This is a genomic window from Microbacterium immunditiarum (assembly GCF_013409785.1).
Classification (GTDB): domain Bacteria; phylum Actinomycetota; class Actinomycetes; order Actinomycetales; family Microbacteriaceae; genus Microbacterium; species Microbacterium immunditiarum.
Genome location: NZ_JACCBV010000001.1, coordinates 2,150,934 through 2,162,971 on the forward strand (window position 1 = coordinate 2,150,934; position 12,038 = coordinate 2,162,971).

Annotated in this window: 11 protein-coding genes; 7 read left to right on the plus strand and 4 right to left on the minus strand. The window is 71.1% G+C overall.

Features of this window, described 5'->3' with window-relative positions; genetic code table 11:
- Positions 1–26 precede the first annotated feature (26 nt).
- The 3 genes from BJ991_RS18820 to BJ991_RS09935 all read right to left on the minus strand — a co-directional run bounded on the left by BJ991_RS18820 (position 27) and on the right by BJ991_RS09935 (position 3,635).
- Entirely contained in the window at positions 27–1,805 is a 1,779-nt protein-coding gene (locus BJ991_RS18820; RefSeq protein ID WP_179489617.1) for a S8 family serine peptidase, read from the minus strand.
- 93 nt (positions 1,806–1,898) lie between these two features.
- Positions 1,899–2,852: a hypothetical protein gene (locus BJ991_RS09930; RefSeq protein WP_179489619.1), complete on the minus strand. Its 954-nt coding sequence runs from the start codon at positions 2,850–2,852 to the stop codon at positions 1,899–1,901.
- A 90-nt stretch (positions 2,853–2,942) separates the two neighbouring features.
- Positions 2,943–3,635: an NTP transferase domain-containing protein gene (locus BJ991_RS09935; protein WP_179489621.1), complete on the minus strand. Its 693-nt coding sequence runs from the start codon at positions 3,633–3,635 to the stop codon at positions 2,943–2,945.
- 194 nt (positions 3,636–3,829) lie between these two features.
- Between BJ991_RS09935 and BJ991_RS18825 the strand changes: the two genes are divergently transcribed.
- The 3 genes from BJ991_RS18825 to BJ991_RS09950 all read left to right on the plus strand — a co-directional run bounded on the left by BJ991_RS18825 (position 3,830) and on the right by BJ991_RS09950 (position 7,258).
- The gene (locus BJ991_RS18825; protein ID WP_343048706.1) at positions 3,830–5,374 is read left to right on the plus strand and encodes an ABC transporter ATP-binding protein; all 1,545 of its coding nucleotides are present in this window, start codon (positions 3,830–3,832) and stop codon (positions 5,372–5,374) included.
- Between the two features lie 8 nt (positions 5,375–5,382).
- A complete protein-coding gene (locus BJ991_RS09945) occupies positions 5,383–6,915 on the plus strand; it encodes a hypothetical protein (RefSeq protein WP_218852921.1) in 1,533 nt (510 codons plus the stop codon).
- 76 nt (positions 6,916–6,991) lie between these two features.
- The gene (locus BJ991_RS09950) at positions 6,992–7,258 is read left to right on the plus strand and encodes a DUF3039 domain-containing protein (protein ID WP_179489625.1); all 267 of its coding nucleotides are present in this window, start codon (positions 6,992–6,994) and stop codon (positions 7,256–7,258) included.
- A 4-nt stretch (positions 7,259–7,262) separates the two neighbouring features.
- Here BJ991_RS09950 and BJ991_RS09955 read toward each other — a convergent pair whose 3' ends face one another.
- Positions 7,263–8,600 (minus strand): nicotinate phosphoribosyltransferase, encoded by a 1,338-nt coding sequence (locus BJ991_RS09955; protein ID WP_179489627.1) that lies wholly within the window; start codon positions 8,598–8,600, stop codon positions 7,263–7,265.
- A 44-nt stretch (positions 8,601–8,644) separates the two neighbouring features.
- On the opposite strand from BJ991_RS09955, the gene murI reads away from it, so the two are divergent.
- The 4 genes from murI (at position 8,645) to BJ991_RS09975 (ending at position 12,036) form a co-directional block, all read left to right on the plus strand.
- Positions 8,645–9,490, plus strand: coding sequence for a glutamate racemase (gene murI, locus BJ991_RS09960; RefSeq protein ID WP_179489629.1), 846 nt, complete (start codon positions 8,645–8,647; stop codon positions 9,488–9,490).
- A gap of 88 nt (positions 9,491–9,578) precedes the next feature.
- The gene (gene rph, locus BJ991_RS09965) at positions 9,579–10,355 is read left to right on the plus strand and encodes a ribonuclease PH (RefSeq protein WP_179492684.1); all 777 of its coding nucleotides are present in this window, start codon (positions 9,579–9,581) and stop codon (positions 10,353–10,355) included.
- A gap of 17 nt (positions 10,356–10,372) precedes the next feature.
- Positions 10,373–11,023, plus strand: coding sequence for an RdgB/HAM1 family non-canonical purine NTP pyrophosphatase (gene rdgB / locus BJ991_RS09970; RefSeq protein WP_179492686.1), 651 nt, complete (start codon positions 10,373–10,375; stop codon positions 11,021–11,023).
- 92 nt (positions 11,024–11,115) lie between these two features.
- A complete protein-coding gene (locus tag BJ991_RS09975; protein WP_179489631.1) occupies positions 11,116–12,036 on the plus strand; it encodes a cation diffusion facilitator family transporter in 921 nt (306 codons plus the stop codon).
- The last annotated feature ends 2 nt before the right edge of the window (positions 12,037–12,038 follow it).

A 12,038-nucleotide genomic window follows, 5' to 3' on the forward strand; every position in this document is an offset into this window, starting at 1 on the left:
CCCTCGTCCGCGGCACCGTCGCCGCGTCACACGCTCTGGATCGCACGCATCGCGTCGACGAGCCCGCGACCTTGGAATGTCGCATCGCGCCCGAGGTCGTTCGCGGAATCCAGGAGGATCCGCTTGACGTCGTCGGGCTTGCCGATGAACTCCCTGTGCACCGAGAGGAAGGCAGCGGCCACTCCTGATACATGCGGCGCCGACATCGAGGTGCCCGAGTCCTCGACATAGGTGATGTCGGATGCCTTCTCATCGGCCTTCAACTGGACGTTCGCGCGCGCCCGCTCGAGCAGCTCCCCGGCACCCGCGCTCACGACCCGCTCACCGGGGGCGACGACGTCCGGCTTGGGGCGGCCGTCGCCGGTCGGCCCCTTCGACGAGAAGTACGAGACGCCCGTGGAGTAGGGCTTGATGGAGGTCGAGCCGACCGTGATCGCGCGCGCGGCGTTGCCCGGGTCGTTGATCGTCATGCCGAACCCGAGGCGCATCTCGCGCCCCGAAGTGTCGCGCGCAGCACCGTATCCGGTGTTGCCGGCCGACACGACGACGCACACGCCGTTGGCCACGAGCCGGTCGACTTCGCGACACACCGGCGAGAGACCGGTCGCGAACCACGAGGGATCGAACGGATACCCCAGCGAGAGGTTCACGCCGTGGACGTTGAGCTCGCGACCCGACCGGTTGAGCTCTTCGATGTACTCGAGCGCTTCAAGGAGCGACGCGAGATCGCCGGTGCGGTCGTCGCGCAGCACCTTGATCGAGAGGATCTTCGCCTTCGGGGCCATCCCCGAGATGCTGTCGAGCTCGACTCGCTCGACGCCGGTGGCACCCTCCGCCGTGCGGTACCACGTCGCGGCGCAGATGCGCTTGCCGCGCGGCTTCGCGATCTGGCCCCCCGCGATGATGCCTGCGACGTGGGTGCCGTGGCCGTTCGGATCGCGCAGTGCGTCGGCATCCGTCGTACCCGATACGAAACTCCGCGGCCTCAGTGATTCGGGCAGGTCGAGCGTGTCGTATGTCCGGAAGTGCGCGTGCGTCCGGTCGACCCCGGTGTCCAGCACCGCCCACACGATGCCGTCGCCCGTCGCGTCGAACGAGCGGACCGCGGCATCCGCCTTCATCGTCGTGACCGAGCGATGGATCGTCGCGCGGACCTCGAAGTTGGGCCACACGCGGTTGATGAAGCTCCGCGGAGCGGTCTTCTGCTCCTGCCGGTCTCGCGGCGGCGTGCGGCCCTTGTCGGCGTCGATGCGCACCAGCTCGAGGATCTCGTCCGCCGTGAGCGCCGCCATGACGTAATGGTTCGTCGTCGTCGGATACGCCTCGAGCGTGCGCCCGCCGGCGGCGATCCGGATCATCGCGAGCAGCTCCTGCGCGGCGTTCTCGAGGGGGATCCCGCTGTCGGTCCGCAGCTCGATCACGATGCCGATCAGCTCGTCCTCGCTCGCCGACGCCATGCGCTCGGCGAGCGGTCGTGTGATGACCGAGTCCGTCACGAGCGACACGGTGCGCGGCACGTCCGGGAGGGGGAACGCCGGCGCCGTCGGCGGGATGCGCGGAGGACCGGGCGGCTCTTCGGCGCCCGCCTCCTCCGGCTCCGCCCCCTCGCCGGCCTCCGGCGCCTCACCCTCGGGCGGTTCACCGGGGGCCGCGCGACGAGAGGGCACCGGGCGCTTGCCGCCTTCGGGCCCCTCACCCCGTGGCTTCGGCCGGGGCGGTTCCGGCTCGAGATCTGCCTCCGCCTCGACTGCGGGGAACTCGCGCGGCAGCGGCGTGCGGCTGTCGTCGTCGGATGTTCGTGCCACGGCGCCCCCCGAGCGTTGATCCGTCTTCCCGCGGTGAGCGTACCGCCGGACGGCGCCCGGGTGCTACGGCCGCGTGAGCGACGGCAGGGCGGCTCAGCTGAGCTCGAACTCGTCCTCGTCAGACTCGTCGCCCGCCGCGGGAAGCGCGCTGCGACGGCGGAACGTGCCGCCGACCTTGCGCGCGGCGCCGCCCACGGCGGTCGCGCTCTTCGCGACCCCGTCGACGATGACACCGCCCGCGCGTCGGAACGTCTGCGCGGCAGCCGACTCGAGCCGCGTCGCGCCCGGTCGCGGCTCGAGCTCGGGCGGCATCGCGACGGGCGCGACGCCGAACGCGCGGCGCGAGTTCACGAGCACTCGACGCCCCAGGATGTGGTTGCCCGCGCCGCCGATCACGGCTCCGACGCCGAACGGCAGCGCCTTGCCGATGAACGACGCGCCGCCCTTCGCAGCGAACTGACGTGTGAACGCGGTCTTCAGGCGGTCGACGAGCGGGCCCATCGCGGCGCGGGGGAGCGTTTTGGTGATGAGCTCGCCCCAGTATCGGTCGCGCGTGACGCCTTTGCCCGCGGCCTGTCGCGCGAGCTGCGTGACGAGGTCGACGCCCTCTTTGCCGAGCATGAGGGTCAGCACGAGGGCCCGCGCACGGTCGGGATCCGACACCGGGATTCCATGGACCTCGGCGACCGACTGCGCGAAGAGCGCCGTGGCCTCCAGGAACGCGACGGTCTCGACACCGCTGAGCGTCAACGTGACGCCGGTCCCGATGCCCGGGACGACCGCTGTCGCCCCCACCGCAGCGCCGCCGGTGGTCACGGCGGCGAGATAGCGCCGCTCGAGCATCCGGACGACGTCCGTCGCCGTGGCATCCGGATGCCGCAGGCGAATGCTGCGCAGGTGGGCGAGCACGACCGGCCGCTGGATCGCGAGCACCTTGTCGAGGGCGCGGACGGTTCGCGGATGCTCCGGCGATCCGGCAGGGGGAAGCCCCCCGTCCCACGGCGTGTCGTCGGGCAGGGAGTGGATGCGGTGCACCTTCTCGGCCATCAGGCCGATCCTAAGCACGCCGATCTGGCCGGAACCTGTGGAACGCCCGACGAACCGGAATCGGCCGACGGCGACGACGGCTGAGACGACTCAGACGAAGAGGTTCGCGCGCTCGAGGTCTTCGGCGAAGTCGACCTCGACGGCGTACAGGTCGGAGATGTCCATCGGTGCGAGGCGCAGGCCGTCTTCGGCGATCGCGAGCTCGAGGCCGCGCTCGAAGTAGTCCTGGTCGTCGACGCGCTGCAGCTGGCGGATGAACGCCTTCTTGTCGGCGCTGGAGATGTAGTTGATCCCGACCGCCTCGCCGATGCCGTCCTTGACGGTCTTCGACAGCTCGGCGATGTGGCCGCGCTCGTCGATCGTGTACTTGACCTCTTCGTCGCTCACCTTCGCGGTGTTGACGGTGACGAACGACTGGTCGCGCTCGATGAACGACACGGCGCGGCCCAGGACGCGCGGGTCGAACACGACATCGCCGTTCATCCACAGCACGCTCGCGCGGCCCGTCGCGTTGAGGGCGCGCAGAAGGCTCTTGGACGTGTTCGTCTGGTCGTAGCGGTCGTTGTAGACGTAGTCGACGTGCGGGAACGCCTCGACGATCGTCTCGGCGCGGTAGCCCACGACGGTCGTGATGCGGGCGTCGTGGCCGAAGGCGGCACGGATGTTGTCGTGCTGCTGCTGCATGATGCTGCGGCCGTCGTTCAACTCGGTGAGGGGCTTCGGAAGGGCTCGGCCCAGCCGCGAACCCATGCCGGCCGCGAGGATGACGGTCTGAAGTGTCACGGTTGTCTCCTGGAGTGCTCGTTTGGCGTCAGTTCACTGACGCGACACTCCTTCGTGCCTGGTTCATGGTAGCGAGGGCTCCTGAAAGGGCGCACAATGTTCGCCGTCCGTTGCCGTTTTGTGACATAACGCGCTGTTGTGGACAAACCGTGCCCCACTGGGGAGTTTCACAGCGCGGTTGATACGTTGGACAGGTGACTCCCTCTCTGCCGGTGCCACACGACTCCGCTCCAGACGACCCGGAACGGCCCGACGAGAGCGCGCAGACGCCGGAGCTGCTGATCCTCCCACCCCGGCCGCCCCTGCCGGCCGACGCCGCGGCGCACGCTGAATCGGCAGAGAAGACGGATGCTGCGACCGACGCCGCACCACCGGCGACCGGGTCCGGCTCGCCGTTCCCGGCGCAGTCCGATCGTCCGCGCGAGGCGAAGGGCAAGGGGAGGAGACGCGGCAAGGGCCGCGCCGCCGCGAAGGCGGATCCCGGTCCGCCCCCGCCGCTGCCGCCCGACGTCGTCGTGCCCGGGCCGGCCGAGGAGGTCATGATCGAGGGCGACATCGCCGTTCCTCCGAGGCCGCCGCTGCCGGCCGCAGCGCTCGCGTCGACCGACGTGGAGATCGACGTGCCGCCGCCTCCGCCCCCGCCCGTCCGCGCCGGCGAAGTCGCCGTGGCTCTCACGACGATCGAGGAGGAGACGGAGATCGAGACCGAGACGGATGCGGTGGCCGACGAGGAGGCCGTCGTCGTCGACGACGAGACGGTGGAGGCGGAGACGCCCGAGACGGTCGAGCCCGAGGCGACGGAGGCAGAGCCGATGGTCGAGGCTGCTGAGGTCACGGCGCCCGAGGGCGAGATCGCCGAGGGCGAGATCGCCGAAGCACCGACCGCACCCGAGGCGCCTGCACACACGGCATCCGTCATCGAGCCGAAGCCCGTCGAGCACGTGCCGGCGGTCCTCACCGTGTCGGACGTCGATCCGGCGCAGGCGGCGCTCGTGCTGCGGGGTGTGTCGAAGTCGTTCGGCGGGGCGCTCGCGGTCGACGGTGTCGACCTCACCGTGCCCGCCGGCACGTTCTACGGACTCGTCGGCCCCAACGGCGCCGGCAAGACCACGACGCTGTCGATGATCTCGGGGCTGCTGCGTCCCGACCGCGGGTCCGTGCACGTGACGGGCATCGACGTGCGCGCGAACCCGCGGGGTGCGAAGCGCCGCATGGGCGTGCTGCCCGACCGGCTGCGCACGTTCGACCGGCTGACCGGGCGTCAGCTCCTCCATTACTACGGGGTGCTGCGCGGCCTCCCGGCGGCGGTCGTCGAGAGCCGCACGGCAGACCTCGCTCGCGCGTTCGACCTCACCGACGCGCTCGGCCGGGTCGTCGCCGACTACTCGGCCGGCATGGCGAAGAAGGTCATGCTCGCGGGGGCGATGATCCACTCGCCGCGACTCCTCGTGCTCGACGAGCCCTTCGAAGCGGTCGATCCCGTCTCCAGCGCGATCATCCTCGACATCCTCTCCACGTACGTCGCGCACGGAGGGACCGTCATCCTGTCGAGCCACGGCATGGAGCTCGTCGAGCGCGTGTGCTCGCGCGTCGCGGTGCTCGTGGCCGGGCAGGTGCTCGCCGAGGGCACGATCGACGAAGTGCGCGGCGAGCTCACCCTCGAGCAGCGGTTCATCGAGCTCGCGGGCGGCCTCAGCGACGTGGAGGGCCTGGAGTGGCTGCACACGTTCTCCGACTGAGGGTCGCGATGCTCCTCGGAGCACTGCGAGGAGACATCGAAGCGGTCACGCGCACGATCGCGTGGCTCATCGTCGTCCTCGGCTCGACGGCGCTCGTGTGCTGGGCGCTGCTGAGCCTTGCGGATGCCGGAACCGACGTCGCCCTCACCGTGGCCGTCCTCGGCGGCTCCGCCGTCACGGCGGGCTTCGCGATCGCACCGATCGTCGGGGGAGTGGCCGACCCGCTCGACCCGCGCCGGTTCGCGCTCATCGGCCTTCCCACGGGACGTCTCGCCGCGGTGCTCGCGGTCGCGGGACTCATCAGCGTCCCGATCGCGGCGCTGCTCGCGGCCGCCATCAGCTCCGCCATCATGTGGAGGGACGTCGGCGTCCCGTGGGGGGCGGGCGCGGCATCCGTCGTTCTCGGTGTCATCACGTGCGCGCTCCTGGCCCGCACGTGCATGGCGCTCACATCGCTGTTCCTCCGTGAGCGGCGGTCGCGCGAGCTGTCGGGTGTGTTCCTGCTCGCGGTCGTCGTGGTGGTCGTGCCGGTCGGCGTGTTCCTCGCGTCGCTCGAGTGGGACGGCCGGGTGCCGCCGCAGCTCGTCGAGGCGGTGCAGATCCTGGCGCGCACGCCGCTCGGCGCCGCATGGGCGTTCCCGGGGCTCATCGCCGAGGGCGGCGACGCGGGCCTGAGCCTGTTCGTGGCGATCGCGACGGTCGTCGTGCTCGCGGGCCTGTGGGCGCTGCTCGTGCACCGGCTGCTCACGACGACCGAGCGACCGGCGTCGGTGCGCGAGCGCGGCGGGCTCGGATGGTTCGCCGTCGCGCCCGGGACGCCGGGCGGTGCGGTCGCGGCGCGTAGCCTCTTCTACTGGCTGCGGGACGCGCGCTACCTCGTCAACATCGTGATCATCCCGGTGGCTGCTGCGGTCACGACGATCCCTCTCCTGATCGCCGGTGTCCCGCCCGCGATCGTGGCGCTCGTGCCTGTGCCCTTCATCGCGCTGTTCCTCGGATGGCTGCCGCACAACGACGTCGCCTACGACTCGACCGCCGTGTGGATGCACGTCGGCAGTGGCGTGCGCGGCTTCTCCGACCGCATCGGACGCCTCGTCCCCGTGCTGTTCATCGGCATCCCGCTGCTCGCGGTCGCGATCCCGGTGGCGATCGTGTTGCACGGGCGCTGGGCGATGCTCCCTGCGCTGATCGGCGTGTGCGCGTCGCTCTTCCTGTCGGGCCTCGGGCTGTCAAGCATCTCGTCGGTCCTCGCCCCCTACGCGGTGTCGCACCCGGGTGAGAGCCCGTTCGAGCAGCCGCAGCGCGTCGGCGCGACCGGCGCGGTCGCGCAGAGCCTCGTGCTCTTCGGGGCGATCGTCCTGAGCGTCCCGGCGCTGTGGTGGGGCTGGCTCGCGATCGAAGGGGACTCCGAGGCCGCGACGACCGCTCTGTGGGGCGGCGCCGGCATCGGGTTCGGGGTGCTGGTCGTCGGCATCGCGATCGGCTCGGTCCTGTTCGAGCGTCGCGGCGGTCGAATCATGGAGTTCGCCGAGACGACCTGATGCGGGTCTCGGATGGACGGATGCGGCGCATCCGTCACCGCCTCCGGAGGCGAGCCCGCGAGTAGACTTACCCTCCATGAGCACCCCCCTCGAAGGCCCTGACCAGGGCGGACTCGCCACTCTCGATCGCGAGCTCGAAGAGCTCATCCGCGAAGAGAACATCGAGCCGGGTGACCACGAGCGCTTCTCGCACTACGTGAAGAAGGACAAGATCCTCGAGTCGGCCCTCACCGGCAAGCCGGTGCGGGCGCTGTGCGGCAAGAAGTGGACGCCCGGGCGCGACCCGGAGAAGTTCCCCGTGTGCCCGACCTGCAAGGAGATCTACGAGTCGATGGCGGGCTGAGCCGTCACACCGCGTCCGCGTCGACGTAGACCGTAGGGATGGCCGGGTCGGACCGGCTGAGCGCGAGGGCACGCACCGGCAGCTCTTCGCGCACACGCGCGTGATGCCGGCGCGCCGCCTCGACGCCCTCGGGGCCCTCGTACGAGGCATCCGTCTCACCGTTGACGACCAGGGGAACCTGCAGCGCTCTCGCACCGGGGTGCCGGTCGGGGGTGTCGATCTGTTCGAAGCCGTCCGACACGACGATGAGCTCGCTCGTCGCGGTGCCCTCGTCGAGCGTGCGGAAGGCGGCCTTCCGCCCGCCGCGCGAGGCCTTGTCGGCCGACGCCTTCTCGACGCCGATCCAGGCGCCGTCGTCGTCCTGCCGTGCGACGAGCTTGTAGACCATGCCCGCGGTCGGCGTGCCCGACCCCGTCACGACCGACGTGCCGACGCCGTACGAGTCGACGGGTGAGGCGGCGAGCGCCGCGATCGCGTACTCGTCGAGGTCGCTCGTCACGGTGATCTTCGTGTCGATCGCGCCGAGCTCGTCGAGGAGCTCCCGCACCTCGGCGGCGACGATCGGCAGGTCGCCCGAGTCGATCCGCACGCCGCCGAGCCCCGTGCCCGCGACCCGCACCGCCGTCTCGACGCCCTCGCGGATGTCGTACGTGTCGACGAGCAACGTCGTGTCGACGCCGAGCGTCTCGACCTGGGCGCGGAAGGCCGCCTCCTCGGTGTCGTGGAGGAGCGTCCACGCGTGGGCAGCGGTCCCCATCGTCGGAATGCCCCACCGGCGGCCGGCCTCGAGGTTCGACGTCGCGCTGAACCCGGCGATGTAGGCGGCGCGGGCCGCGGCGATCGCGGATGCCTCGCCGGCGCGGCGCGAGCCCATCTCGGCGAGCGGACGCTCTCCGGCGGCGACGCTCATGCGGGCGGCCGCGGTCGCGACGGCCGAGTCGTGGTTGAGCACGCTGAGCGCGAGCGTCTCGAGCACGACGGCCTCCGCGAACGTGCCCTCGACGGTGAGGATGGGGGAGCCGGGGAAGTACAGCTCGCCCTCGCGGTACCCCGTGATGTCGCCGCTGAACCGGTAGCCCTCGAGGAAGTCGATCGTCTCCGCGTCGACGACCCGCTCGTCGCGCAGGTATCGGAGCTCGTCGTGCCCGAAGCGGAAGTCGCGCAGGAGCATCAGGAGGCGCCCTGTGCCCGCGACGACGCCGAAACGGCGGCCTCCGGGAAGCCTTCGGCCGAAGAGCTCGAACACGCACCGGCGGCCGGCGGTTCCGTCGCGCAGGGCTGCGTCGAGCATCGTGAGCTCGTACCGGTCGGTGTGCAGGGCGGAGCTCGTCCAGGCCGTCATGCGGTCAGCCTAGTGATCAGGGCGCTGGCGTAGGCTGGCTGATCGTGACCCTTCGACCGACTCGCGACGGCGCCGACGCGCCGATCGGAATCTTCGACTCGGGTGTGGGCGGACTCACGGTCGCGCGCGCTGTCTCGGCGCTCCTCCCACGCGAGTCCATCCTCTACCTCGGCGACACCGCCCGCTCGCCCTACGGGCCGAAGCCGATCGCCGACGTGCGGCGCTACTCGCTCGAGGTGCTCGACACGCTCGTCGAGCAGGGCGTCAAGATGCTCGTGATCGCGTGCAACACGGCATCCGCCGCCATGCTGCGCGACGCGCGCGAGCGTTACGACGTCCCCGTCGTCGAGGTCATCGGCCCCGCCGTGCGCACCGCGATGTCGACGACACGCAACGGCCGCATCGGCGTGATCGGCACCGCGGGCACGATCAGCTCGGGCGCCTACCAGGACATGCTCGAGGTCAACGAGCGCCTCACCGTCTTCGCGCGGGCGTGCCCGCGCTTCGTCGAGTTCGTCGAGGCGGGCGTCACCGGCACGCCCGAGGTGCTCGCGGTCGCCGAGGACTACCTCGCGCCCTTGCGCCACGCGGGCGTCGACACGCTCGTGCTCGGCTGCACCCACTACCCGTTCCTGGAGGGCGCGATCAGCTACGTGATGGGTCCCGACGTCTCGCTCGTCTCGAGCGACACCGAGACCGCGAAGGACGTCTACCGCCAGCTCGTGTCCCGCGACCTGCTCGCGGGGCCGGATGCCGCGCCCACCCACGTCTACGAGGCGACGGGCGCATCCGCCGACGAGTTCCTCGACCTCGCCCACCGCCTCATGGGCCGCGAGGTCTCTGCGGTGCGGCTCGTGCAGACCGGCGCGATCGACCTGCCCACCGGCTGACACCCCGGGCGGACGCACCCCCGCTCACATACCCGGCTCAACGACCACAAGGAGATCCCCAGTGACGCTTCCCTCCACCGATGCCCCGATCGTCCGCAGCGACGGCCGCGCGCCCGGCGAGCTGAGGCCCATCACGATCGATCGTGGCTGGAGCGCGCACGCCGAGGGCTCCGCCCTCATCTCGTTCGGCGGCACGAAGGTGCTGTGCACCGCGTCGTTCACCAACGGCGTGCCCCGGTGGCTCACCGGCAAGGGCAAGGGCTGGGTCACCGCGGAGTACGCGATGCTCCCGCGCGCGACGAACGAGCGCAACGACCGTGAGGCCGTCAAGGGCCGCATCGGCGGGCGCACGCACGAGATCTCGCGCCTGATCGGCCGCGCGCTGCGCGCGGTCGTCGACACGAAGGCGCTCGGCGAGAACACGATCGTGATCGACTGCGACGTGCTGCAGGCCGACGGCGGCACGCGCACCGCCGCGATCACGGGCGCGTACGTCGCCCTGGCCGACGCGATCGAGTGGGGGCGCGAAAAGAAGTTCATCGCCCAGCGATCGACCGTGCTGGTCGACTCGGTCGCGGCGGTATCGGTCGGGATCATCGACGGCGCACCGATGCTCGACCTCGCCTACGTCGAGGACGTTCGCGCAGAGACCGACATGAACGTCGTGGTGACCGGCCGCGGGCTGTTCGTCGAGGTGCAGGGCACCGCCGAGGGCGCGCCGTTCGACAAGCGCGAGCTCGACGCGCTGCTCGACCTCGGGGTCGCGGGCTGCGCGTCGCTGCGCGAGCACCAGCTCGCGGCGCTGGCCGGCGGCGGCGCCGAGGGTGCCGAGAGCAGCACCGAGAGCACCGGGAGCTCCACGTGACGGCGCACCCGCACGAGATGGCGGATGCCGTCGCCGACGTCGCCGCCGAGCCCGAGGCCGCCGAGCTGCGGCAGATCGTGCTCGCGACCCACAACGCGCACAAGGTCGAGGAGTTCCAGGCGATCGTGGCGGCGACTCGCCCCGACCTGCAGGTCATCGCGTACCACGGACCCGAACCCGTCGAGGACGGCGTGACGTTCGTCGAGAACGCCCTCATCAAGGCGCGCGCCGCCGCCGCGCACACCGGGCTTCCGGCGCTCGCGGACGACTCGGGCATCTGCGTCGATGTGCTCGGCGGCGCGCCCGGGGTCTTCTCGGCGTACTGGGCGGGCCATGCGAAGGACGCCGCCGCGAATGTGAGCCTCCTGCTCGACCAGCTCTCCGACATCGGCGACCCGCACCGCACGGCGCAGTTCGTCTCGACGATCGCCCTCGTGGTGCCCGGAGACGCATCGAGCGAGAGCGTCGTCGAGGGCCGGTGGCCGGGGCGCCTCGCGCACACGCCGGCGGGGGAGGGCGGATTCGGCTACGACCCGATCTTCCTCCCCGACGGGCAGGAACCGGGCAGTGAGCGCACGGTCGCCGAGATGTCGGCCGCCGAGAAGAACGCGCAGTCGCACCGCGCCCGCGCCTTCGCCGAGCTGACGCCGCTCCTCGAGCAGCTCTGACCTCTCAGAAGGCCCGGCCACTGATAATCGGGATCATTCCCGACAGGCTGGATCGCGCCTCTCGAGACGCACGTGCGGCCTAGCCTGGAGGCATGCACGACCACGCGAAGGGCCGGGCACGGGGCATCCGTGGTGCGAGCAATCGGCGCCTTCTCGCGTTGTCGCTCGCCATCACGTCCGTCGTCATGGTCGTGCAGATCGTGGGCGCGGCTGTGTCGGGATCGCTCGCCCTGCTGGCGGACGCGGCGCACATGTTCACGGATGCCGCGGCCCTCGTCATCGCGCTCATCGCGAGTACCGTGGCGTCGCGCCCCGCGAACGACCGGCGCACGTTCGGCTACCAGCGCGCAGAGGTGTTCGGGGCGCTCGCGAACGCCGTGATCCTCATCGTCCTATCGGGCTGGGTCGCGATCGAGGGCGTGCGACGGCTCGTGGAGCCGGGCGAGGTCGAGGTCGCGGGCGGCCTCATGCTCGTCGTCGCGATCGTCGGTCTCGTCGCGAACGGCGTCGCCCTGTGGCTGCTCGGAGCGGCGCAGCGCACGAGCATCAACGTGCGGGGCGCGTACCTCGAGGTGATGGGCGACCTCATCGGGTCCGGCGCCGTGATCGTCGCGGCGATCGTGATCGTGACGACGGGTTGGGTGCAGGCGGATGCCATCGCCTCGCTGTTCATCGCCGCCATGATCGTGCCGCGGGCGATCGGCCTTCTCCGCGAGGTGATGTCGGTGCTCGCGGAGTCGGCGCCGAAGGGGACGCACGTCGCCGAGATCCGCGATCACATCCTCTCGACGCCCGGCGTCGTCGACGCGCACGACGTGCACGTGTGGCAGCTCACGCGTGGCGCACCGGTGTTCACGGCGCACGTCGTCGTCGACGACGAGGCCCTGCGCGATGGACGGGCCGCGGGGATCCTCACGCGCCTGCAGTCGTGCCTCTCGGATCACTTCGACGTCGAGCACTCGACGTTCCAGCTCGAACCCGCGGGGCACATCGAGCACGACGCGCACGCTTGAGC